We start from the raw sequence: 21,310 nt of genomic DNA on the forward strand, positions 1-21,310 counted from the left end.
CTCTGAAGCTTGCGGTCAAATCAGCCGGCGGTGCGAAAGGTCAGGTTGATGCGTTGCGCACCCATCACCGGGTGCACGCCTTCCTTGATCGGCATCACGCCATGAAAGCGCAGGCGGTCCACGCCGCCCCAGACCACCACGTCGCCATGGAACAGCGAGACTTTGCGGGGCTTGTCGCTGCGCGCATGCCCACCAAACAGGAAAATCGCCGGCAGTCCGAGCGAGACAGACACCACGGGTTCGCTGTAACGACGCTCATTCTTGTCTTGATGCAGCGACATTTTTGCGCCGGGTACATAGCGGTTGATCAGGCAGGCGTCCGGGGCAAAGTCAGGGAACCCGGCATCAGCGGCCGCCAGCACCGCCAATTCGCGCAGGGCGCACGGCATGGGCGGCCAGGGTTGCTGGCTACGTGGGTCCACGGATGAGTAACGGTAACCAGAGGTGTCGGTAGTCCAGCCCAGGTCGCCGCAACTGCTCAATGCCGCCGACATGGTAAAACCACCCGGTGTGACCATTTGCCGAAACGGTGATTGAGCCAGCACCTGCCGTAGTTCCGGTAGAAGGCGCTCAATCCAGGGCAGGGCGTAGCCTTTTAATACGCAGGACTGTTCGCCAATTTGCTCGCGCCCTGCGGGTTGCTGCAAGGCGTCTTCGGCGAACAGATCTTCGGTGGGGCCGGGCATTCGCCTACAGCGCCTTGCTCACATTGATGTCGGTGATTTCATCACTGGCATCGTGAATTTTCGCCAAGGCTTGTTTGGCTTCTTCGACGCTGTTGGTCTGCAGTTGAGCGAACTCAAAGCGGCGTTCGCCGTTGAGCTTGTACTTGATCACGTATTTGGTAGTAGCGGTCACGATCGTTTCCTGTGGGAGGGGCGGGTCAGCTCAGCTTGGAGCTGGTGCGACGCACAATGCGGATCTTGTGAGACAGCGCGGGTTTTCGGGTCACGCTGATGGCACGGCGTGTGACCACGTCCAGGGTGATATTCCAGAACCCGGTGCTCGGTGCGGTGATCTTGGCGGGGAACTTGTCGAATGCGCCGCCGTGGTAGGTGTGTCGGCCGCCATTCTTGAAGCTGCGAAAGTTCGCATCGCTCATTAGCCGGATATTACAAGTCTGCGAGCATTCGATGACAACAATGTCTCCCTCGTTGAGGTGCTCGCGCTGGTGGATGAATTTCATGAGGGTGTCTCCAGAAGGGCTTTTTCTGAAAAATCAGAACGATACGTAGGTTAAGATGGAGTTTATCAGCCCCAGCGCGTTTATTATCGGCCCGTGTTCAACGACGTCGACAATTTAAAACAGTTATTTACCGAGTTTTCAGGGATAAATCCTACGTGGGCGGGAGAAAAATACCATCCCCGCTGTCGTAGGGTCTTTATCGGAGGTTTTGTATGAAGTGGAGTGTGTTGGTTCTGGCCCTGGCGATTGGTGGGTGTGCTTCGGTTGCAGATATCAAGCAGACCCCGCCGACCCTGGCGGTCATTTCCGGGAAGAAACCGCAGGAATATGCTGCCTGTGTAGTGCGCAAACTGTCCACCACGCGCCGCCCGCCGCAGATCGAGCCACATAAGGACGGTGTGCAGGTGATTGTGCCGCAGAAATTCTCGGCTGACCCGTCGGCGATTTTCGAGATCGAAGACCGCTCCAGTGGCAGCAGTATCAAGCTCTACGAGAGCATGTCCAATGTGCCGATCCGTCCCGGTGATGTGAAGAAGGCCGGCGAAGAGTGCATTTCCGGTTCATAAGCGCCGTTTCACCCACTGATCGGGCAGGGCATCCGTTAAACTCTCGCCCATTCAATGCAAAAATGCCGTGCAAACCCCCGGTTTGTGCGGCATCTGTTTTTTCGGGAAGTCTTTTATGAAGCGTGAACACGTCAGGGCTCGCCAGGCCGAAGGCCAGATATCGGCCACTCACATCATCCAGAACCCGGCTGACTTGGGGGAGTGGATTGTATTTTTCAAGAAAAGCGGTGGCCGCAGTTTTTTCCTGGTGGACGATCAGGATGAAGTCGAGTCGTTCTCGCGGCTGGATGACCTGGTGGAGACCATTCGTGGCCTGGGTATCAAGTTCGCCGACATCCAGTTGTAGGCGCTAAGCTTACTTGCACACGACTACGACACTGCGGCTTTTGAAGTTGCCAACGTCCTGGCCCAGGGTCTTTTCACTTTCCTTGAGCGAAGGCGTGCCTTCGGTGCCGACGATACGGTAGCCGGTGCCTGCGCAAGAAGCGTCGGCCTTTTCATAGCAACTGGCCCAGGAATTGGCTTCGCCCGAGCAGTCGATGGTCAGGCCTTGCTCACCGTTTTTCAGGTAGACGTCAGAGGTGGTGGTGCATCCGGCGAGCGCCAGTCCTGCAGTCAGTGCCAGAATCTTATTCATGTAGGTTCATCATCGAGGGTGTTGGAGGGCACGCTGACACTGTCGTGGGGCGTTTTGGCGAGATTATAGCGAACTGCCATCTACGTACAGACAAACACAAAAAAGCCCCGTTCACCGGGGCCTTCTGCACAGGGCGTTGACGCTTACTTGCCCTTGGGCCGTTTGCTCGAAGCGTGGCCTGCTTCATCCACAAACACTTCGGCTACGGCAATAGCCTGGCTTTCGCTGGCAAATGCGCCGGCGACGCTGTCGCCGTGGAAGTTGATCAGGTGCCAACCGTCTGCTCGCTTGGTGATCAGGTAGCCGTTCACGCCTTTTGGTTCTGACATCTATCAAGTATCTCGTGGTCTGGTTCAAGGGCCTAATGATAGCGCCAAATGTCGCGGGCGCGCGCAAGTTATTCTAGGTCAGTGTTACCGCTGTAAAAGCATGCTAAAAAGGTCACAGCCCTTGGAAATACCCAGTGCAGGCTCATTTGGCCGTGCCGATGCAGATGCGCTTCGTAAGATACGCGGAACTTACGCCGAGATTTTTTCTCTATGATGACATCGCAACGCCAGCAGGACCCATTGTAAGGTGACTGCGGCCTGATTAGACTGCGCCGAATTCCGTACGCACAGCCCTTTGTAAGGACCCATATGATCAAGAAATGCTTGTTCCCAGCAGCCGGTTACGGCACTCGCTTCTTGCCAGCGACCAAGGCCATGCCCAAAGAGATGCTGCCGGTGGTGAACAAGCCACTGATTCAGTACGGCGTCGAAGAGGCACTGGATGCCGGCCTGAACGAAATCTCTATCGTGACCGGCCGTGGTAAGCGCGCGCTGGAAGACCACTTCGACATCAGCTACGAGCTGGAAAACCAGATCAAGGGCACCGACAAGGAAAAATACCTGGTCGGCATCCGCAAACTGCTGGACGAATGCTCGTTCTCCTACACCCGTCAGACTCAGATGAAAGGCCTCGGCCACGCCATCCTGACCGGCCGCCCGTTGATCGGTGACGAACCGTTCGCCGTGGTCCTGGCGGATGACCTGTGTGTGAACCTGGAAGGCGATGGCGTACTGACCCAGATGGTCAAGCTGTATCAAAAGTACCGCTGCACTATCGTTGCAGTGATGGAAGTGAACCCCACCGAAACCAACAAGTACGGCGTTATTGCCGGTGACGACATTGGCGATGGCCTGATCCGCGTGCGTGACATGGTCGAGAAACCAGCGCCGGAAGACGCACCTTCCAACCTGGCGATCATCGGTCGTTACATCCTGACTCCGGACATCTTCAAGCTGATCGAGGAAACCGAGCCAGGCAAGGGTGGCGAGATCCAGATCACCGACGCCCTGCTCAAGCAGGCCAAAGACGGTTGCGTGATTGCCTACAAATTCAAGGGCCAGCGTTTCGACTGCGGTGGCGCCGAGGGCTACATCGAAGCGACCAACTTCTGCTACGAGCACTTCTACAAGACTGGCAAGGCTTACTGATTCACGGTGTAGGCAGCCTGTTCCAAAAAAGCCACCTTCGGGTGGCTTTTTCGTTTTTCAGCCCCATGTAAGTCGGTATGCTGATGTCCTGCCGAGGAGAGTGAAATGGCCTACGATTTTGACCTGTATGTAATTGGCGCCGGTTCCGGCGGTGTGCGTGCGGCACGTTTTGCCGCAGGCTTTGGTGCCAAGGTGGCCGTGGCGGAAAGCCGCTACCTGGGCGGCACCTGTGTCAACGTCGGTTGCGTGCCGAAAAAACTGTTGGTGTACGGCGCTCATTTTGCCGAGGATTTCGAGCAGGCCAGCGGTTTTGGCTGGTCGTTGGGCGAGGCGAATTTTGATTGGGCCACCTTGATCGCCAACAAGGACCGCGAGATCAATCGCCTCAATGGCATCTATCGCAACCTGCTGGTCAACAGCGGCGTAACCCTGCATGAAGGGCATGCGCGCCTGGTGGATCCGCATCAGGTCGAAATCAATGGCCAGCGCTTTACCGCCAGGCACATTCTGATCGCAACGGGTGGTTGGCCGCAGATTCCGGAGATTCCTGGGCGCGAACACGCCATTGGCTCCAATGAAGCGTTTTTCCTCAAGGAATTGCCCAAGCGTGTGCTGGTGGTCGGCGGTGGTTACATCGCTGTCGAGTTTGCCGGTATTTTCCACGGCCTGGGCGCCCAGACCTCGTTGCTGTACCGCGGCGACCTGTTCCTGCGCGGCTTCGACGGTTCGGTACGCACGCACTTGAAGGAAGAGCTGACCAAGCGCGGCCTGGACCTGCAATTCAATGCCGATATCGAGCGCATCGACAAACAGGCCGATGGCAGCCTCAAGGCTACGCTGAAAGACGGCCGGGTGCTGGAAGCTGATTGCGTGTTCTACGCCACGGGGCGGCGCCCGATGCTGGATAACCTGGGCTTGGAGAACACCGGCGTCAAACTCGACAAGCGTGGTTTCGTTGAGGTGGATGACCTGTACCAGACCGCCGAGTCCTCGATCCTGGCCATCGGCGATGTGATCGGTCGTGTGCAATTGACGCCGGTTGCCCTGGCCGAAGGCATGGCCGTGGCGCGTCGCCTGTTCAAGCCTGAGCAGTATCGTGCGGTGGATTACAAGATGATCCCGACGGCGGTATTTAGCCTGCCGAACATTGGCACCGTGGGGCTCTGCGAAGAAGAGGCGAGGGAGAAGGGCCACAAGGTGCAGGTCTTCGAAAGCCGTTTCCGGCCGATGAAGCTGACCCTCACCGAGTGCCAGGAAAAGACCTTGATGAAGCTGGTGGTCGACGCCGACACCGACAAAGTGCTGGGTTGCCACATGGTCGGCCCGGATGCGGGTGAAATCGTGCAGGGCCTGGCGATCGCGCTCAAGGCAGGCGCGACCAAGCAGCACTTCGATGAAACCATCGGCGTGCACCCGACGGCGGCGGAAGAGTTCGTCACCATGCGCACGCCCGTAGCGGGCTGATCAGGCCTAGGGCGTTGCCTCTGGCGCCGCTGCAACGGCGGCGGCCAGGCGCAGCGCCTCGACACTGGCCTGGGCCTTGATCAGCTCCAGTTCCAGGGTTTTATTGGCTTGCTGCTGTTCGCCCAGCGCTTCCTGGCGTGACTGGTTCTCCACCGCTGATACTCGCAGGCGCTCCTGCAGCAGGGTGCGTTCGCTGTCAATCAGGCTCACCTGTTCAGTCAGCTTGAGCAGCCGGGCCTGATCCTTGCGGGATTGCTCTTGCAGTGCAGTCAATTCCCTCGCCGTTACCCGGTGCTCGATCAACAGACGCTCGTTGTCGCGATGCAGTTGGGTGATTTCATCCTGGCGCACCATGGCGCTCTGTTGGGCCTGGCGCAGTTCTGCCTGTACCTGTTGCAACTGGCCTTCATGGCGGCGCTGTTCCTGTTCGCGCTGCTCTTTTATGGCATTGCGGTAATGCTCCAGGGCGTCCCGGGCATGCAGATGCTTTTCTTCCAGCGAGCGAATCTGCTCGTCCTTGTCGCTGATCCTTAGCTCGTAATCACTGCACGCCTGGCTCAGCCCGGCGTTGCGGGTTTGCTCGGTCTGCAGGCTGGTGCTGGCGGTTTGCAGGGCTGCGCTTTCTTCTGCCAGGGCGGCCGCCTGGATATCGAACCGCTGCTGGAGTTGGTCATGGGCCTCCTGAAGGGCTTGCACCTGGGCGAGCAGGGCGGCCTTCTGCTGTTCGAACTGCGCCAGGGCCAGGTCGATTGGCTCTTGGGCTTTCTCTTTCAGGCGCTGGGCCAGTCGCGCCACCAGTTCGCCAAGCTCGTCGTCGATCGGCGCTTGGGTGATGGTGGTGCGCGTTTCGCTTTCATCCAGCTCTTTCAAATAACGATGAATGGTGGTTTTCGAGCCCGTATTGCCCATCTCGATACGTACTGCGTCGATGCTGGGGTTCTCGCCGCGGGCGAGGATTGCCAAGCGGGCTGTTTGAACTACTGCTTTGTTGATGCCGCCGCGAGCCATGGGGTCTCCGTCGATTTCGTAATGTGGTACGTGGTATGTATATACGTACCATATCATAAACAAAAAAGTTGTTGTGACTCATCGTTTAACAGATGGGATATTGGCGTATTATCCCGTGTCATGCGTGTTTGATTCGCGAAAGTCCCCTCCAGTAGTACAAATAGGCTTCCCATGAGCGATCTGGATCGTTACCTCAACGCCGCCACCCGCGATAACACGCGGCGCAGTTATCGCGCGGCCATCGAGCACTTCGAAGTGAGTTGGGGCGGGTTCCTGCCGGCAACCAGCGACAGCGTGGCGCGCTATCTGGTCGCATATGCAGGTGTGCTGGCAGTCAACACGCTGAAGCTGCGGTTGTCGGCACTGGCGCAGTGGCATGCCAGCCAGGGGTTTCCTGACCCGACCAAGGCGCCCGTGGTGCGCAAGGTACTCAAGGGCATTCGTGCTGTGCACCCGGCGCAGGAGAAGCAAGCCGAACCGTTGCAGCTCAAGCATCTGGAACAAGTGGTTGCTTCTCTTGACGCTGAAGCGATAGAGGCGGCGCAGGCACAGGACCAGCCCCGGTTGCTGCGTGCCAAGCGTGATACTGCGTTGATCCTGCTGGGCTTCTGGCGTGGCTTTCGCAGCGATGAGTTGTGTCGCCTTTCCATCGAGCATGTGCAAGCCACGCCTGGAGCGGGGATCAGCCTCTATCTACCCCGCAGCAAAAGCGACCGCGACAACCTCGGCAAGACCTATCACACCCCGGCACTGTTGCGGCTGTGTCCGGTGCAGGCCTATAGCGAGTGGCTCAGTGCCGCGGCTTTGGTACGTGGCCCGGTGTTTCGCGGTATTGATCGCTGGGGCAACCTGGGGGAAGAGGGCTTGCACCCCAACAGTGTGATCCCGCTGCTGCGCCAGGCCCTGGAGCGCGCCGGCATTCCCGCCGAGCACTACACCAGCCACTCGCTGCGCCGGGGTTTTGCCACCTGGGCTCATCGCAGCGGCTGGGATTTGAAGTCGTTGATGAGTTACGTCGGCTGGAGCGACATGAAATCCGCCATGCGCTATGTTGAAGCCACGCCCTTTCTCGGCATGACCCTGGCGACCCGACCGCTGCTTTGAGATTTCTTCTATTAATACAGTCACCTGATAGGGAAAACCAATCGTCAGCATCAGGTTTGCCAATGAGCCATCGGCGTAGAGAGTGGGTAGGATTCACCTCATCAACTTGCTAAGCCCTTCTACAAACCTGACGGAGAGTCAACGATGCCTATCATCAACAGCCAAGTAAAACCGTTCAAAGCTACCGCCTACAAAAACGGCAACTTCGTAGATGTGTCCGACGCTGACCTGAAAGGCAAGTGGTCCGTTGTGTTCTTCTACCCAGCCGACTTCACCTTCGTTTGCCCAACCGAGCTGGAAGACCTGGCTGACAACTATGCCGAGTTCCAGAAACTGGGCGTCGAGATCTACAGCGTTTCCACCGACACCCACTTTGCCCACGCTGCCTGGCACAACACTTCGCCAGCCATTGGCAAGATCCAGTACACCATGATCGGCGACCCGACCCTGACCATCTCTCGCAACTTCGACGTGCTGATCGAAGAAGCCGGCCTGGCAGACCGCGGTACTTTCGTGATCAACCCGGAAGGTCAGATCAAGATCGTTGAACTGAACGACGGTGGTGTTGGCCGTGATGCTTCCGAACTGCTGCGTAAAATCAAGGCCGCTCAGTACGTTGCTGCCCACCCAGGCGAAGTGTGCCCAGCCAAGTGGAAAGAAGGCGAGGCTACCCTGGCTCCGTCCCTGGACCTGGTCGGCAAGATCTAAGTCTGTGAAGTCTCAAGGGCGGGAATCCGCACTTAAGTAAGCTGCATCCGCCCCCAAAACGCCCGGGCGAGATTCGCTCGGGCGTTTTTTGTCTGCAATAAACCGAATGAACAGGAAATCGCCCGTATGTTGGACGCCAATCTTAAAGCTCAGTTGAAGTCATACCTGGAACGGGTCACCCAGCCGATCGAGATCGTCGCCTCCCTCGACGACGGCGCGAAATCCCAGGAAATGCTTGCCCTTTTGCAGGACGTGGTCAGCCTCACCACGCTGATTACCCTGAAAACCGATGGCAATGATGCGCGTAAGCCGTCGTTCTCCATCAACCGCCCGGGTGCCGAGATCAGCCTGCGTTTTGCCGGCATCCCCATGGGCCATGAATTCACTTCGCTGGTGCTGGCCCTGCTGCAAGTCGGTGGCCACCCGTCGAAGGCCAGTGTCGAAGTGATCGAACAGATCCGCGCCCTCAAAGGCGAGTTCAGCTTCGAGACTTACTTCTCGCTGTCCTGCCAGAACTGCCCGGACGTAGTCCAGGCGTTGAACCTGATGGCCGTGCTCAACCCTAACATCCGCCACGTCGCCATCGACGGCGCACTGTTCCAGGCTGAGGTGGACGAGCGCCAGGTCATGGCAGTGCCCAGTGTGTACCTTAATGGTGTGAACTTCGGCCAGGGTCGCATGGGCCTGGAAGAGATCCTCGCCAAGCTCGACACCAGCGGCATCGAAAAAACCGCCGAGAAAATCAGCGCCAAAGAGGCCTTCGATGTACTCGTCGTCGGCGGCGGTCCTGCCGGTTCATCGGCTGCGATCTACGCCGCACGCAAAGGTATTCGCACCGGCGTCGCCGCCGAGCGTTTCGGCGGGCAAGTGCTGGACACCATGTCCATCGAGAACTTCATTTCAGTACAGGAAACCGAAGGCCCGAAATTGGCCAGCGCCCTGGAAGCCCACGTGCGCCAGTACGACGTGGACATCATGAACCTGCAGCGCGCCAGTGCCTTGATTCCGGCGAAAAACGCCGGTGACCTGCACGAAATTCGCTTCGAAAGCGGTGCTACTCTCAAATCCAAGACCGTGATCCTGGCGACCGGCGCCCGCTGGAGAGAAATGGGTGTCCCGGGCGAGCAGGAATACAAGGCCAAGGGTGTGTGCTTCTGCCCGCACTGTGACGGTCCGTTATTCAAGGGCAAGCGTGTAGCGGTGATCGGCGGCGGCAACTCCGGCGTGGAAGCGGCCATCGATCTGGCCGGTATCGTCAGCCACGTGACCTTGCTCGAGTTCGACAGCAAGTTGCGCGCCGACGCCGTGTTGCAGCGCAAGCTCTACAGCTTGCCGAACGTTGATGTGATCACCAGCGCGCTGACCAGCGAAGTGAAAGGCGATGGCCAGAAAGTTACCGGTCTGGCGTACAAGGACCGTGACAGCGGCGAGTTCAAGACCATCGACCTGGAAGGGATCTTTGTGCAAATCGGCCTGCTGCCCAACACCGACTGGCTCAAGGGCACCGTGGAACTGACGCCGCGTGGCGAGATCATCGTCGATGCGCGTGGCGAGACGTCACTGCCGGGCGTATTCGCTGCCGGTGATGTCACCACAGTGCCGTACAAGCAGATCGTGATTGCGGTGGGCGAGGGCGCCAAGGCTTCCCTCAGTGCGTTCGATCACCTGATCCGGACTTCTGTCCCGGCGTAAGGAAGGCCGCGCAAATGAAAAAACCCCATGAGCGATCATGGGGTTTTTTTCGTTACAGCGGCGCCGGCTGGATAATTTCGACCCAATACCCATCCGGGTCCTTGATGAAGGCCAGGCTCTTCATGCGACCGTCGGTCAGGCGCTTCTGGAAATCGCAGCCCAAAGCTTCGAAGCGCTCGCAGGCAGCGACGATATCCGGCACCGAGATACAGATATGGCCAAAACCACGTGGGTCGGTATTGCCGTTGTGATAGGCGAAGTCAGCGTCGTTTTCGGTGCCGTGGTTGTGGGTCAGTTCCAGGATGCCTGGAATCGACTTCATCCACTGGGTGCGCTCGGCAGCGTCGGCCGGAATCTGTGATTTATCGACCAGAGCGAGGAAGTACAGGCTGAATTCGGCTTCCGGGAAGTCGCGTTTTTCAACCAGGGAAAAGCCCAAGACACGGGTGTAGAAGTCCAGCGACTTGGTGATGTCCTTGACCCGCAGCATGGTGTGGTTGAACACGAAATTGGCGGTGGCGGTGTCAGGTTGGGCAGTGACGCCCGGGAAAGTGTTCAGTTCGTGCAGGCTCATGGGCCCTCCAGAAAAAATGGGGCAAACGCGGCTCTGAAATGTGAGCGGTTCCTTGGCTTGCGGCTGGCATCCGTGCAGCCGGGCCATGATACGCAAGGCTCGGTCCGGTCGCCAGATGAAAAAGCCACGCAGGCCTTGCGGCCTGTGGAGGCTGGGGCTCAAACTTTGGCCATTGAACCTTGGGTGTTTTTGGTAATGACTGAATTTCGTAAACCGCTGTTGGGCATGCTGTGCGTGTGGTTGGGCAGTTCCTGCGTAGTGGCCGCCGAGCCCGAAATTCATTGGCCTGGTGGGTGGCAGGTCGAGGAAGTCGTCGCGGATGAACAGGCACCTGTAAAACCCCAAGCAGTATCACGCCAGCGGGCAATCAAGAATGATGAAAACGGTACGACCCTGATGGTCATGGAGTTGACCGGGACACCGATTGAAGTTGGCCACAAGGTTAATCTTCAAGGCGTACTGCTGGAGATGCGCAAATCCATCCAGAAGGATTTTGCCCAGGGCGGTTATCAAAGCGTGTGCAGCAAGATGCGCCCTTCAACATTGAGCCGTCTTGAAGCGCTGGAAACTACTTGCGTGATAACCGAGAACGGGCGGCACGTGCTCTCGCAAACATTGGTGGGCGCGGTTGATACCGATAAGGCGTATGTTTTTTCATACGCAGGTCGGGCCGATGCGTATGAAGCAAGCAAGGAGGAAGTCAGTTCGGTACGCGATAGCCTGAAACTTTAAGTGCGTGAGGCATGTCGATTTTGAACAAAGTGAAATGTTATTTAAGTTCGATTTCGAACCTTATAAGATAAAAAAGCCCCGCGTCAGCGGGGCTCTTTATAAATCCGGTACGATCAGCCGCGAAGCCAGGAATCTACAGTGGCAGGGCCGTACTGTTCTTTCCAGGCCTTGAGGCCACGGTGGTTACCGCCTTTGGTTTCGATCAGTTCACCGGTGTGCGGGTTCTGGTAAACCTTGACCACTCGCGCACGGCGCTGTTTGGGTGCGGCAGCAGCGGCGCTGGACTTGCCCGGGTTTGGATCAAGGATGGAAATGATGTCGCGCAGGCCTTTGCCATAGCTCTTCATCAGGGCTTGAAGCTTTTCTTCGAATTCGATTTCTTTCTTCAGGCCAGCATCGTTCTTCAGGGATTCCAGCTGGGCAAGCTGCTCTTGAAGGGCTTTTTCTGCTGCGCGAAATTCGGCGAGTCTGGACAAAATCTGTACTCCAATAGTGTAGTTGGCTGATATCAACTGCAGACAAAGCTATAAGCCAAGCGCTTTAAGGCGACCCAGGAAAGAAGTCGTCTCGCGAGTTCTGCACAGGCAGGAAAAATTGTAGTAGTTAATGCGCCACGAGTAAATCATGTCTTTTCTCCAGACCCAACTATTTCAGTACAGGTAGTGCATGGCTATTCAATGACGCGCCAGCGATTTAATAAATTCATCACAGGGTAAAGGCTTTCCAAACAGGTAGCCTTGCAGGAAGTCCACCCCTTGAGCGGCCAGGTAATCACACTGTTCGCGCGTCTCCACACCTTCTGCAACAATGCCCAAGTCGAGCTTGCCCGACAGCTCTATGATGCTGTCCAGAATATGCCCCGATAGTGCATCTGCACCGATCATGGCGACAAAACTCTGGTCAATCTTCAAGTAGTCCACATTGAAGTTGCGTAAATAGCCCAGGCTGGAATGGCCGGTGCCAAAATCGTCAATGGCAATCATCACCCCCAATTGATGCAAGGCGTCGAACAAGCGGCGGGTAATCTCGGTGGGTTCGATCAACTCGCGTTCGGTCAACTCCAGCACCAGAGTCACCTGGCCTACGGGAAAGGCGGCGAGAAACTCACGGCAGTCCTCCACCAGTGCCAGGTCCTGGCAGTGGCGTGCAGTGATGTTCACACCAATATGGAATCCCGGGCTGAAACGCGTGGCATGGGGCGCCAGTTGCGCGGCGGTCTGGCGCAGGAGAGCACGAGTCATCGGCACGATCAGGCCCGAATGCTCGGCCAGGGGGATAAACAGATCGGGTCGCACCAGCCCTTCCTTAGGGTGTTGCCAGCGCATCAGTACCTCGCAGCCTGCCCATTCACGGGTATCACCGCGCACCACGGGCTGGAAGTACGGAATGAATTCGTTGGCGGCCAATGCCCGATACAGTTCATGGGTGGGGGCCGAAGAGCGTTTTTGCAGCCAATGCGCCAGCGCCCCAGCCAGCAGGCCAAAGAACACCAGCAGGCTGAACAACGCCGGGTATCGAGCCTGCATGTAGCGCCAGACTTCGCCAGCCGGCATGCCTGCGTCGACGCTGTAGTGATAACGCGAGGATGCAAGATGATGGTGCGCCACGGCAAATAGCGGCACCGCGGTGTCATGCACTTTTCCATCGGCCCCCAGCCAATGGGGCCCGACTTGCAGTACCAGGTCGGCGTAACGACTGATCAGGCGCAAGGCGTTGGTCAGGTGGTAGCCGTCGATCGACGCAAATGCGGCCTTGTCACCCTCGACCAGCCGGTACACCAGCAGAGCGGTATCCGGCGTCACCGGGTTGCCATCCATCAACCACAACTTGCCGTCTACATAATCATCCGGATTGACCGGCGACGCGTATTGGTCGCCAAACAACGAGCTGCAGTAGATGTTTCTCTGCCAGGACAAGGTGGTCGCCCGCACGAATGGACGGCGCGTGACCTGCTCGCGCAATGCCAGCTGCGCGCCGTTATCACAGGGTTGACCTGCCAGTGGCAGCAACGCCTGGGCGGCGAGGGCGGTGTTATCGAGCATCAAGTCGAATTGGCGCACAGCTTCCTGCGCGGTCTGGGCGGTGCTTTGTTCAAGGGTGCGTTCGGCCTGCCAATGGAGGATCGCCACGCCCAATGCAACGGGCACCATGGCGCAAAATACGCTGATCAGGTTACGGGTGGCACGGCTGCGCGGGCCTTGGACGGTCAGGGGCATGGGGTAAAAGCCTGGTACGAGGTGAGAGAGGCGTCAGTACGGCGGGTCGGACATGACTCGATGATAGTTGCAGTCGCCGCAATAAGCTCGGGATACCTACCCGTTCGGTCAGTAGGCAGCCTTGCGGGCGTTATCTGGGACTGCTACTGGCAGTGCTGCTGCACGGTGGACCGGCGACGGTAAATGCCGGTGTGATCATCAACGGCACGCGCCATATCTACTGATCGCCCCACGGTCCGCCACCCGCCTGTCCTTCGACGCGATCCTGAAGTTGCCATCCGGCGCTGCCAGCCTGCGCTTCAGTACCGTGGATGACAACGGCGCGCTGCGCCATCATCGCCAGCCGCTATAGCGGTGTGACATGCCCATAGTCCAGGCCTTGTGCCACGCGAATAAACGCCAGGGTGGCGGGTGACGCCTGGCGGCGGTCCAGCACCGCCAGTCCAATCGAACGGGTAATGGCCGGTGCCAGTGGGCGTGCCACATAACGCGGGTCTGGCGTAACCGGCAGGGAACCCTGGGCCACCACGCTGACGCCATCGCCACGGCTCACCGCTTCCAGCGTGCTGAGCAACTGCGCGCAACGGTAACGCACCTTCGGGGTCAACCGGGCATCGGCGAACAGGCGCGAGACCAGCTCCGACGAGCCGGCCTCGGTCAGGATGAAGGGCGCCTCGCAGAGATCTCCAAGGCGCAGGGCAGGGTGTGCGACCAGGGGGTGGTTGGCCGGCAACAGCGCGACCATCTGATCGGTGAACAGCGTGAAGGTGTCGAATCGCTCTTGCTCCAGCACCACGAAACCCACGTCGATGCGCCGCTCATCCAGCCATTGGATGACCTGGCGGTCCGGGCCTTCATCGACATGCACCTCAATGTCGGGGTAGGCCTGGCGAAACGGCCGAAGGATCTGCGGCAACAGCCGATTGGACGACGTTGGCCCGAAGGAGCCGATGCGCAGCGTGCCGCGCTTCAAGCCCCGGGCATCGGCGGCCTCCTGTTCAAGGGTGCCGGCCAGGCCGAGCATGGCGCGGGCGCGCAGCAGCAATTGTTCGCCAATGTCGGTCAACGCCACATGGGCTTGATGACGACGGAACAGCTCCACCCCCAGTTCCTGCTCCAGACCCTTGATGGCATGGGACACCGCCGATTGGCTGATACCCAGGCGGTTGGCCGCATGGGTAAAGCCTTGCAGCTCAGCGACCAGGGAGAAAATTTCAAGTTGGGTCAGGGTCATGAGTATTTACTCATTTTACGATGATCAAGTATCAGGCAAACACTAGGCTAACTCGTTCAGCACCAGAGCAATACCACCATGAAACCTTCCACCGATTGTTTGACCTACTTGAAGCTCGCTGCCGTCTCCATGATCTGGGGCGGCACCTTCGTCGCCGGGCGCTACCTGTCCGGTGCCATCGACCCGCTGCTGGCGGCCAGCCTGCGTTTTCTGCTGGCCAGCGTCGCGCTGTTGCTGTTCATGGCGTTTGCGCGCATTCCCCTGGCCCGTCCAAACCTGGAGCAGTTGGGGCGACTGGCATTGCTGGGATTTTTCGGCATCTTTTTCTACAACCTGTGCTTCTTCTACGGCTTGCAGTACATCGGCGCCTCGCGGGCATCGCTGATCGTCGCCTTGAACCCAGCGGTGATTGGCCTGACGTCCTGGCTGTTATTCAAGGAACGCCTGGGGCTTGGCAAGGCACTGGGGATCGGGTTGTGCCTGGCGGGCGCGGCGGTTGTCATCATCAACCGCGACCCACTGGGGCTGCAGGGTGCGACCAACGACTGGCGCGGCGATCTGCTGATCGCCGGCTGCGTGGCGGGGTGGGGCGTCTATTCGCTGGGCGCACGCGCGCTTAACCAGCGCCTGGGGCCCTTGCAGACCGTCACCTGGTCGGTGTTGCTGGGAACGCTGATGCTTACGCTCATCACGCTGTTGAGCGGGCGACTGACTCTGGTTGCGCTCAGTGCTATCCACCTGCCGCAGTTGTACAGCCTGCTCTACCTCGGGGTACTGGGCTCGGCCCTGGCGTATATCGGCTATTACGATGGCATCCGGCGTATTGGCGCGACCCGCAGTGGTGTATTCATCGCGCTCAATCCGCTGACGGCGGTGATCTGTGGCGCCGTGCTGCTGGACGAGCCTTTCACCCTGCCCATGCTGATGGGCGGTGCGATCATCCTAGCGGGCATCTACCTGTGCAATAAACCCCTTGCACGGGTGCGGGTAATGGGGATTTGATAAGAGTACGGACAAACGCAGTTACGCTGTGTAGAATCGATTTACGCATACAAGAATATGGACTTGTGCTCACGCAAGCCTAAGCCGTCAGAGACCGATGACATCATGAAGCTACTCGGCTCCCCCCTCATCTTTGGTGACTTCCTCGCCCGCAGTGTGCGAGGTCTTTCCTGTGCGCCGCCCGTGCTCCCCATCCTTGCTGGCAATTGAAACCTTCAAAACACAAGAATGATGAGGCGCCAAATCATGGCAGATCTATACGAAAACCCAATGGGCCTGATGGGCTTTGAATTCATCGAATTCGCGTCTCCGACGCCAGGCACCCTGGAGCCGATCTTCGAGATCATGGGCTTCACCAAGGTCGCGACCCACCGTTCCAAGAACGTGCACCTGTATCGCCAGGGCGAGATCAACCTGATCCTCAACAACGAACCCAACAGCATCGCTTGCTACTTCGCTGCCGAACACGGCCCGTCGGTGTGCGGCATGGCGTTCCGCGTCAAGGACTCGCAAAAAGCCTACAACCGCGCGCTGGAACTGGGCGCCCAGCCGATCCACATCGAAACCGGCCCGATGGAGCTGAACCTGCCAGCCATCAAGGGTATCGGCGGCGCGCCGCTGTACCTGATCGACCGTTTCGGCGAAGGCAGCTCGATCTACGACATCGACTTCGTCTACCTCGAAGGCGTGGAGCGCAACCCGGTGGGTGCGGGACTGAAGGTCATCGACCATCTGACCCACAACGTGTATCGCGGCCGCATGGTTTACTGGGCGAGCTTCTACGAGAAGCTGTTCAACTTCCGTGAAGCGCGTTACTTCGATATCAAGGGCGAGTACACCGGCCTGACGTCCAAGGCCATGAGCGCGCCGGATGGCATGATCCGCATCCCGCTGAACGAAGAGTCGTCCAAGGGCGCCGGCCAGATCGAAGAGTTCCTGATGCAGTTCAACGGCGAGGGCATCCAGCACGTGGCGTTCCTCACCGACGACCTGGTCAAGACCTGGGACGCGTTGAAGAAGATCGGCATGCGCTTTATGACAGCGCCGCCGGACACCTACTACGAAATGCTCGAAGGCCGCTTGCCGAACCATGGCGAGCCGGTGGATCAACTGCAGGCACGCGGCATTCTGCTGGACGGTTCCTCGGTTGAAGGCGACAAGCGCCTGCTGCTGCAGATCTTCTCGGAAACCTTGATGGGGCCGGTGTTCTTCGAGTTCATCCAGCGCAAGGGCGATGATGGGTTTGGCGAGGGTAACTTCAAGGCGCTGTTCGAGTCGATCGAACGCGACCAGGTGCGTCGTGGGGTGTTGACCACCGACTAACGCACACGAAAAAGCCCGGCCATGGGTAACCTGGCCGGGCTTTTTGCTGTCTGCCGATCAGGCTTTACGCTGGCGTACCAAGTGCTTGAACCCTTCAAACACCAGCACCATCACCGCCAGCCAGATCGGGATGTAGGTCAACCATTCGCCGCCCTTGATCCCTTCACCCAGGATCAACGCCACTCCCAGCAGTAGCACTGGCTCAACGTAGCTGAGCAGCCCGAACAGGCTGAACGCCAGCAGGCGGCTGGCGATGATGTAGCTCACCAGTGCTGACGCGCTGATCAGGCCCAGCGTCGGAATCAGCGCGTATAGCTTGGGGTGCGCATCCAGCACCGCAAAGCCTTGCTCGCCGCTTTGCACAAACCACCAGGCCACCGGCAGCATCAACGCCATGTCCAGCCAGAGCCCACCCAAATGGTCGGTCTTGAGGTACTTGCGCACGATGAAATAGACCGGGTAGCCGATGATCACCACCAGCGTGGCCCAGGAAAAACCACCGGCCTGGTACAGCTCGTTGAGCACCCCAAGGCCGGCGAAACAGACGGCGATCTGTTGTAAGTACGACAGCTGTTCGCCCCACACCAGGCGGCCGGTCAGGACCATGGTCAGCGGCAACAGGAAGTACCCCACCGACACATCCAGGCTGCGTCCATTCAGCGGTGCCCACATGAATAACCACAACTGCACGCCCAGCAAAGCCGAAGACACCAGCACGCCCGCGATCAAGGCAGGTCGGGCCGCCAACATCCGCAGCAGCTCCCACACCCGTCGCCATTCGCCGCTGACGATCATGAACACCGTCATGCACGGCACGGTGAGCAACATGCGCCAGCCGAAAATTTCCAGGCCGCTCAAAGGCGTGAGCAGTGACGTGAAGTAATACATCACGGCAAACAACACCGAGGCCAAGACCGATAACACGACACCTTTAGACACGCTGTCCTCGCGAAAAACCATTGATACGAAAAGAGGGGAAATTTCAGGAGGGGATTATGGTGCTTTTAGCAGGAGAAGGGTGCGCTGTTTTGGGGCGTTTTTCAGCAAATTTTCGCGTTAGTCCGCTGCGGGGGCGGGCTAACTGTGGCGAGCGGGCTTGCCCCGCGTTGGGTTGCGTAGCAGCCCCAAAAAAACTGGGAGCGCTGCGCACTCCAACGCGGGGCAAGCCCGCTCGCCACAATACTGTGTTCTGCTCAGTAACAGGGCTACCGGGCTTAAGCTCGCGCCACGCGCCCCGACACAAAATGCCCGACGTCATTGAACCCTGGCGTCGACGAATGCCCCGGCGTCACCAGCGAATCGATGAACGCTTCATCCTCGATCGTGATCTTCACGTCCAACGCCCCGAGGTAGGCATCCCATTGCGCTTCGGTGCGCGGCCCGACAATCGCCGAGCTCACCGCCGAATTGTTCAATACCCAGGCAATCGCAAACTCCACGATCCCCACACCACGCCCTTGGGTGTACTGCTGGATCTGCTGGGCGATGCGCAGCGATTCCACGCGCCATTCGGTTTCCAGGATGCGCTTGTCCTGGCGCGCCGCACGGCTGCCGGCCTCGGGGGTGACGTCCGGCGCGTATTTGCCACTGAGCACGCCACGGGCCAATGGGCTGTAAGGCACCACACCCAGGCCATAGGCGGCTGCGGCAGTGAGCTGCTCGACTTCGGCCTGGCGGTTGACGATGTTGTACAGCGGCTGGCTGATGATCGGCTTGTCGACACCCAGGCGTTCGGCCACGCGAATCACCTCGGCAATGCGCCAGCCGCGATAGTTCGACAGGCCCCAGTAGCGGATCTTGCCCTGGCGGATCAGGTCGCCGATCGCCGATACCGTCACTTCCAGCGGGGTGTTGTGGTCTTCGCGGTGCAGGTAGTAGATGTCCAGGTAATCGGTATCGAGCCGGGTCAGGCTGGCTTCCAGTGCATTGAAAATACGTTTGCGGCTCAAGCCGCTGCGGTTGGGCAAACCGTCCACCGGGCCGATGCCAACCTTGGACGCCACCACCCAGTCCTGGCGATTGCGCACGATGGCTTCGCCGACGATTTCCTCGGAACGTCCGCCGGTGTAGACGTCCGCCGTGTCGATAAAATTGATGCCTTGGTCCCAGGCCTTGTCGATGATGCGCAGCGAGTCCTCGGTGTTGGTCTGTTCGCCAAACATCATGGTGCCCAGGGTCAAGGCGCTGACCTTCAACCCGGACTGGCCCAATGTGCGGTAAATCATGGAAAACTCCTCAAGGCAGGGAAACGTGCCCAATGCAATACCAGACTCGGCCGCTCTGGGACAAGCCCTGCACGCGTTTCTTCATGGACTCAGCAGCACCTGACAACGCTGCTGCAGGAAACGGTGCAGCACCTTCACCCGTTCCGACACCTGCAGCCGGTGCGGGCACATCAGGTTGAAGGGCGTCGGTTCGCCCTGCCAGTCAGGCAGCAACGGCACCAGCCGACCGGCCTTGATGTCCTGGGCAATATCCAGGTTGGCCTTGTAGGCGATGCCGTGACCGGCCAATGCCCAGCGCCGCACGATTTCGCCGTCATCGCTCAAGTAGTCCCCCGACACTTCGACCTCCTGCAACACCGCGCCCTGGCGGAAATACCAGGTATTGTTGGCACGGCCCCGACGCATGTAGCGCAGCGTGTTGTGTTGTGCCAGGTCGGCCGGAGTCCGGGGCGTGCCGTGACGCGCCAGGTAATCCGGGCTGGCGCAGGGGATGCGGTGGTGGTCGGGCACCACTGGCAGTGCCACCAGGCTGGAGTCCCGGGGGACACCAAAGCGCAGGGCAATGTCCACGGTGTCGCGGAACAGGTCGGCATTGCTGTCGTTGAGCAGCAATTGCAGGCGGATATTCGGGTGTTCGAGCTTGAACGCATCCAGCCAGCCCAGCAGCACATTGCGCCCGAAGTCCGAGGGCGCCGCCAGTTGCAGCAAACCGCTGAGGCTCTGGCCCTGCTGCTTGATCGCCTGTTCGCCCTCGGACAGTGCCTCCAGTGCGACGCGCACGCTCTCCAGGTAGCGCCGACCTTCTTCGGTCAAGCGCATGCTGCGGGTCGAGCGCGCCAGCAGGCGAATGCCCAGGCGGGTTTCCAGGCGCTTGAGGGCGATACTGGCGGCGGCCGGGGTCAAGCCGAGCCCGCGGGCGGCGGCAGACAGGCTGCCGGTGTCGGCGGTGCGCACGAAGACTTCAAGGTCGAGGGTTGAGCTCATTTGTAAAAATCCTTTAAAGATCTTGTCGTTTTACCGGGATTTTTCGTCGATTGCCAAGCTGGGAAGATGAACCCTCACTTTCTCAATCAGGAATTTCCCCATGACTTCTTCCCTCAACGGCAAAACCGTCATCGTGATTGGCGGCAGCAGCGGAATCGGCGCAGCCGTGGCCAAGGCCGCCGCTGCGCGCGGGGCGCAGGTGGTGTTGGCCGGGCGGCGCTTGGTCAGCGGCGTGGTAAACGGCCTGCGCAGCGAACCGGTGGACGTCACCGATGCAGGGTCTTTGCAACAATTGTTCGAACGCGTGGGGCGGTTCGACCACCTGGTCTACACCTCAGGGCCAACCGTGCGTGCCAAGACCTTGATCGAAACCGATCTGACCGAGGCTCAGGACAACTTCAACGTGAAACTCTGGGGCTCGTTACGGGCGATCCAACTGGCGCTGCCATTCCTGGATAAGCACGGCAGCATCAGCCTGACCTCTGGGCAACTGGGACGTAAATTGGCGCCGGGCCAGTTCATCAAGACCGGGATCAACGCCGCCACCGAAGCTCTGGGCAAACAGTTGGCCAAAGAACTGGCCCCGCGTCGGGTCAATGTGATCAGCCCAGGCGTGATTGATACGCCAGCGTATGGGGGGTTGTCTGAAGAACAACGTCTGGCGATGTTCGCCAAGGTGGGAGAGGGGGTGCCGGTAGGGCGAGTGGGACAGGCTGAAGAAGTAGCACAGGTCTATGTGTTGGCGATGGAGAATGGGTTTATGACCGGTGCTGTGATCGATATCGACGGCGGCGGTACGCTGTAGCTTGTTGAGAAAGGGGAGTATCAGTTTTTTTGTGTTCGGGCTGGTTAGGGCCTGCCGTCAGGCAGGCCCTTGTTTTACCAGCTCGGTCTGGTAAATCGGTCTCCGTACAGGATCGCAAATTGATTCATTGCCACTTTCCAGTCGTGTGCCGCATGACCCCAGTTGGCGGTGATGTTGCGCAACCCAAGCCATATCAGTTTCGTCGCGGCCTCATCGGTCGGGAAGTGCCCTCGAGTCTTGATGATCTTGCGTAACTGGGCATTGATGCTCTCGATGGCATTGGTCGTGTAAACCACTTTGCGGATGCCCGCCGGGAAAACAAAAAACGGTATAACCCGATCCCAGGCGCGACGCCATGCAGCAACCACAGTC

The 21,310-nt window shown here is 59.0% G+C and carries 26 protein-coding genes; 12 read left to right on the forward strand and 14 right to left on the reverse strand.

The window, feature by feature from the left end:
* Positions 1–20 precede the first annotated feature (20 nt).
* The 3 genes from alkB to BM026_RS26180 are packed head-to-tail and all read right to left on the reverse strand — an operon-like array spanning position 21 to position 1,186.
* Positions 21–686, reverse strand: coding sequence for a DNA oxidative demethylase AlkB (gene alkB, locus BM026_RS26170; protein ID WP_093121032.1), 666 nt, complete (start codon positions 684–686; stop codon positions 21–23).
* Positions 687–690: 4 nt separating this feature from the next.
* On the reverse strand, positions 691–858 hold the full coding sequence (locus BM026_RS29260; RefSeq protein WP_012724160.1) for a hypothetical protein: 168 nt from the start codon (positions 856–858) through the stop codon (positions 691–693).
* Between the two features lie 25 nt (positions 859–883).
* Positions 884–1,186 (reverse strand): DUF1883 domain-containing protein, encoded by a 303-nt coding sequence (locus tag BM026_RS26180; protein WP_003191319.1) that lies wholly within the window; start codon positions 1,184–1,186, stop codon positions 884–886.
* Between the two features lie 212 nt (positions 1,187–1,398).
* On the opposite strand from BM026_RS26180, the gene BM026_RS26185 reads away from it, so the two are divergent.
* Both BM026_RS26185 and BM026_RS26190 read left to right on the forward strand, forming a co-directional pair.
* The gene (locus tag BM026_RS26185) at positions 1,399–1,752 is read left to right on the forward strand and encodes a hypothetical protein (RefSeq protein WP_071488238.1); all 354 of its coding nucleotides are present in this window, start codon (positions 1,399–1,401) and stop codon (positions 1,750–1,752) included.
* A 115-nt stretch (positions 1,753–1,867) separates the two neighbouring features.
* Positions 1,868–2,098, forward strand: coding sequence for a hypothetical protein (locus BM026_RS26190; RefSeq protein WP_071488239.1), 231 nt, complete (start codon positions 1,868–1,870; stop codon positions 2,096–2,098).
* A 9-nt stretch (positions 2,099–2,107) separates the two neighbouring features.
* Here BM026_RS26190 and BM026_RS26195 read toward each other — a convergent pair whose 3' ends face one another.
* Together BM026_RS26195 and BM026_RS26200 are read right to left on the reverse strand one after the other, a co-directional pair.
* Positions 2,108–2,389, reverse strand: coding sequence for a hypothetical protein (locus BM026_RS26195; RefSeq protein ID WP_071488240.1), 282 nt, complete (start codon positions 2,387–2,389; stop codon positions 2,108–2,110).
* 143 nt (positions 2,390–2,532) lie between these two features.
* Positions 2,533–2,718, reverse strand: coding sequence for a hypothetical protein (locus BM026_RS26200; RefSeq protein ID WP_012724166.1), 186 nt, complete (start codon positions 2,716–2,718; stop codon positions 2,533–2,535).
* Positions 2,719–3,027: 309 nt separating this feature from the next.
* Here BM026_RS26200 and galU point away from each other — a divergent pair, with 309 nt between their 5' ends.
* Positions 3,028–3,867: a UTP--glucose-1-phosphate uridylyltransferase GalU gene (galU, locus tag BM026_RS26205; protein ID WP_003173830.1), complete on the forward strand. Its 840-nt coding sequence runs from the start codon at positions 3,028–3,030 to the stop codon at positions 3,865–3,867.
* Between the two features lie 105 nt (positions 3,868–3,972).
* On the forward strand, positions 3,973–5,331 hold the full coding sequence (gene gorA / locus BM026_RS26210; RefSeq protein ID WP_071488241.1) for a glutathione-disulfide reductase: 1,359 nt from the start codon (positions 3,973–3,975) through the stop codon (positions 5,329–5,331).
* Between the two features lie 6 nt (positions 5,332–5,337).
* Here the strand turns inward: gorA and BM026_RS26215 are convergent, their stop codons facing one another.
* On the reverse strand, positions 5,338–6,339 hold the full coding sequence (locus tag BM026_RS26215) for a DNA-binding protein (protein WP_093530593.1): 1,002 nt from the start codon (positions 6,337–6,339) through the stop codon (positions 5,338–5,340).
* 171 nt (positions 6,340–6,510) lie between these two features.
* On the opposite strand from BM026_RS26215, the gene BM026_RS26220 reads away from it, so the two are divergent.
* From BM026_RS26220 to ahpF, 3 genes are all read left to right on the forward strand, one after another.
* Positions 6,511–7,443, forward strand: a complete 933-nt coding sequence (locus BM026_RS26220) for a site-specific integrase (RefSeq protein ID WP_093121030.1) — start codon at positions 6,511–6,513, stop codon at positions 7,441–7,443.
* Positions 7,444–7,587: 144 nt separating this feature from the next.
* Positions 7,588–8,151, forward strand: coding sequence for an alkyl hydroperoxide reductase subunit C (gene ahpC, locus BM026_RS26225; protein WP_010210361.1), 564 nt, complete (start codon positions 7,588–7,590; stop codon positions 8,149–8,151).
* Between the two features lie 126 nt (positions 8,152–8,277).
* Positions 8,278–9,843: an alkyl hydroperoxide reductase subunit F gene (ahpF, locus tag BM026_RS26230; protein WP_093530595.1), complete on the forward strand. Its 1,566-nt coding sequence runs from the start codon at positions 8,278–8,280 to the stop codon at positions 9,841–9,843.
* Positions 9,844–9,895: 52 nt separating this feature from the next.
* Here the strand turns inward: ahpF and gloA are convergent, their stop codons facing one another.
* The gene (gene gloA, locus BM026_RS26235) at positions 9,896–10,417 is read right to left on the reverse strand and encodes a lactoylglutathione lyase (RefSeq protein ID WP_071488245.1); all 522 of its coding nucleotides are present in this window, start codon (positions 10,415–10,417) and stop codon (positions 9,896–9,898) included.
* Between the two features lie 195 nt (positions 10,418–10,612).
* On the opposite strand from gloA, the gene BM026_RS26240 reads away from it, so the two are divergent.
* Positions 10,613–11,149 (forward strand): DUF4946 domain-containing protein, encoded by a 537-nt coding sequence (locus BM026_RS26240; RefSeq protein ID WP_092244413.1) that lies wholly within the window; start codon positions 10,613–10,615, stop codon positions 11,147–11,149.
* Between the two features lie 113 nt (positions 11,150–11,262).
* On the opposite strand, the gene BM026_RS26245 is transcribed toward BM026_RS26240, so the two are convergent.
* Complete coding sequence (locus BM026_RS26245; RefSeq protein ID WP_071488246.1) at positions 11,263–11,625, reverse strand: histone-like nucleoid-structuring protein, MvaT/MvaU family; 363 nt, start codon at positions 11,623–11,625, stop codon at positions 11,263–11,265.
* A 198-nt stretch (positions 11,626–11,823) separates the two neighbouring features.
* Positions 11,824–13,365, reverse strand: a complete 1,542-nt coding sequence (locus tag BM026_RS26250; RefSeq protein ID WP_092243704.1) for an EAL domain-containing protein — start codon at positions 13,363–13,365, stop codon at positions 11,824–11,826.
* A gap of 121 nt (positions 13,366–13,486) precedes the next feature.
* Between BM026_RS26250 and BM026_RS29265 the strand changes: the two genes are divergently transcribed.
* Positions 13,487–13,717: a hypothetical protein gene (locus BM026_RS29265; RefSeq protein ID WP_175507977.1), complete on the forward strand. Its 231-nt coding sequence runs from the start codon at positions 13,487–13,489 to the stop codon at positions 13,715–13,717.
* Here the strand turns inward: BM026_RS29265 and BM026_RS26255 are convergent.
* Entirely contained in the window at positions 13,712–14,599 is an 888-nt protein-coding gene (locus tag BM026_RS26255; RefSeq protein WP_092243701.1) for a LysR family transcriptional regulator, read from the reverse strand. The two genes, BM026_RS29265 and BM026_RS26255, sit on opposite strands and share 6 nt — an antisense overlap.
* A gap of 78 nt (positions 14,600–14,677) precedes the next feature.
* Between BM026_RS26255 and BM026_RS26260 the strand changes: the two genes are divergently transcribed.
* Both BM026_RS26260 and hppD read left to right on the forward strand, forming a co-directional pair.
* Positions 14,678–15,601 (forward strand): DMT family transporter, encoded by a 924-nt coding sequence (locus BM026_RS26260; RefSeq protein ID WP_093530598.1) that lies wholly within the window; start codon positions 14,678–14,680, stop codon positions 15,599–15,601.
* Positions 15,602–15,847: 246 nt separating this feature from the next.
* Positions 15,848–16,924 (forward strand): 4-hydroxyphenylpyruvate dioxygenase, encoded by a 1,077-nt coding sequence (gene hppD / locus BM026_RS26265; RefSeq protein ID WP_093530600.1) that lies wholly within the window; start codon positions 15,848–15,850, stop codon positions 16,922–16,924.
* Between the two features lie 57 nt (positions 16,925–16,981).
* Here the strand turns inward: hppD and rarD are convergent, their stop codons facing one another.
* The 3 genes from rarD to BM026_RS26280 all read right to left on the reverse strand — a co-directional run bounded on the left by rarD (position 16,982) and on the right by BM026_RS26280 (position 20,133).
* Positions 16,982–17,863, reverse strand: coding sequence for an EamA family transporter RarD (gene rarD / locus BM026_RS26270; RefSeq protein WP_093513417.1), 882 nt, complete (start codon positions 17,861–17,863; stop codon positions 16,982–16,984).
* A gap of 275 nt (positions 17,864–18,138) precedes the next feature.
* The gene (locus BM026_RS26275) at positions 18,139–19,149 is read right to left on the reverse strand and encodes an aldo/keto reductase (protein WP_092243695.1); all 1,011 of its coding nucleotides are present in this window, start codon (positions 19,147–19,149) and stop codon (positions 18,139–18,141) included.
* An 81-nt stretch (positions 19,150–19,230) separates the two neighbouring features.
* A complete protein-coding gene (locus BM026_RS26280; RefSeq protein WP_092243692.1) occupies positions 19,231–20,133 on the reverse strand; it encodes a LysR family transcriptional regulator in 903 nt (300 codons plus the stop codon).
* A gap of 100 nt (positions 20,134–20,233) precedes the next feature.
* Between BM026_RS26280 and BM026_RS26285 the strand changes: the two genes are divergently transcribed.
* A complete protein-coding gene (locus BM026_RS26285) occupies positions 20,234–20,938 on the forward strand; it encodes an SDR family oxidoreductase (RefSeq protein ID WP_093513257.1) in 705 nt (234 codons plus the stop codon).
* A 74-nt stretch (positions 20,939–21,012) separates the two neighbouring features.
* On the opposite strand, the gene BM026_RS26295 is transcribed toward BM026_RS26285, so the two are convergent.
* The coding region (locus tag BM026_RS26295) for a transposase (protein ID WP_139217582.1) at positions 21,013–21,310 on the reverse strand (298 nt) is incomplete at its 5' end.

It is taken from the genome of Pseudomonas sp. NFPP24 (assembly GCF_900112095.1).
GTDB lineage: Bacteria > Pseudomonadota > Gammaproteobacteria > Pseudomonadales > Pseudomonadaceae > Aquipseudomonas > Aquipseudomonas extremorientalis.

Coding starts and splice junctions, on each gene's coding strand:
- alkB (WP_093121032.1), bottom strand. CDS start 686: ATGCCCGGCCCCACCGAAGATCTGTTCGCCGAAGACGCCTTGCAGCAA.
- BM026_RS26180 (WP_003191319.1), bottom strand. CDS start 1,186: ATGAAATTCATCCACCAGCGCGAGCACCTCAACGAGGGAGACATTGTT.
- BM026_RS26185 (WP_071488238.1), top strand. CDS start 1,399: ATGAAGTGGAGTGTGTTGGTTCTGGCCCTGGCGATTGGTGGGTGTGCT.
- BM026_RS26190 (WP_071488239.1), top strand. CDS start 1,868: ATGAAGCGTGAACACGTCAGGGCTCGCCAGGCCGAAGGCCAGATATCG.
- BM026_RS26195 (WP_071488240.1), bottom strand. CDS start 2,389: ATGAATAAGATTCTGGCACTGACTGCAGGACTGGCGCTCGCCGGATGC.
- BM026_RS26200 (WP_012724166.1), bottom strand. CDS start 2,718: ATGTCAGAACCAAAAGGCGTGAACGGCTACCTGATCACCAAGCGAGCA.
- galU (WP_003173830.1), top strand. CDS start 3,028: ATGATCAAGAAATGCTTGTTCCCAGCAGCCGGTTACGGCACTCGCTTC.
- gorA (WP_071488241.1), top strand. CDS start 3,973: ATGGCCTACGATTTTGACCTGTATGTAATTGGCGCCGGTTCCGGCGGT.
- BM026_RS26215 (WP_093530593.1), bottom strand. CDS start 6,339: ATGGCTCGCGGCGGCATCAACAAAGCAGTAGTTCAAACAGCCCGCTTG.
- BM026_RS26220 (WP_093121030.1), top strand. CDS start 6,511: ATGAGCGATCTGGATCGTTACCTCAACGCCGCCACCCGCGATAACACG.
- ahpC (WP_010210361.1), top strand. CDS start 7,588: ATGCCTATCATCAACAGCCAAGTAAAACCGTTCAAAGCTACCGCCTAC.
- ahpF (WP_093530595.1), top strand. CDS start 8,278: ATGTTGGACGCCAATCTTAAAGCTCAGTTGAAGTCATACCTGGAACGG.
- gloA (WP_071488245.1), bottom strand. CDS start 10,417: ATGAGCCTGCACGAACTGAACACTTTCCCGGGCGTCACTGCCCAACCT.
- BM026_RS26240 (WP_092244413.1), top strand. CDS start 10,613: ATGACTGAATTTCGTAAACCGCTGTTGGGCATGCTGTGCGTGTGGTTG.
- BM026_RS26250 (WP_092243704.1), bottom strand. CDS start 13,365: ATGCCCCTGACCGTCCAAGGCCCGCGCAGCCGTGCCACCCGTAACCTG.
- BM026_RS26255 (WP_092243701.1), bottom strand. CDS start 14,599: ATGACCCTGACCCAACTTGAAATTTTCTCCCTGGTCGCTGAGCTGCAA.
- BM026_RS26260 (WP_093530598.1), top strand. CDS start 14,678: ATGAAACCTTCCACCGATTGTTTGACCTACTTGAAGCTCGCTGCCGTC.
- hppD (WP_093530600.1), top strand. CDS start 15,848: ATGGCAGATCTATACGAAAACCCAATGGGCCTGATGGGCTTTGAATTC.
- BM026_RS26275 (WP_092243695.1), bottom strand. CDS start 19,149: ATGATTTACCGCACATTGGGCCAGTCCGGGTTGAAGGTCAGCGCCTTG.
- BM026_RS26280 (WP_092243692.1), bottom strand. CDS start 20,133: ATGAGCTCAACCCTCGACCTTGAAGTCTTCGTGCGCACCGCCGACACC.
- BM026_RS26285 (WP_093513257.1), top strand. CDS start 20,234: ATGACTTCTTCCCTCAACGGCAAAACCGTCATCGTGATTGGCGGCAGC.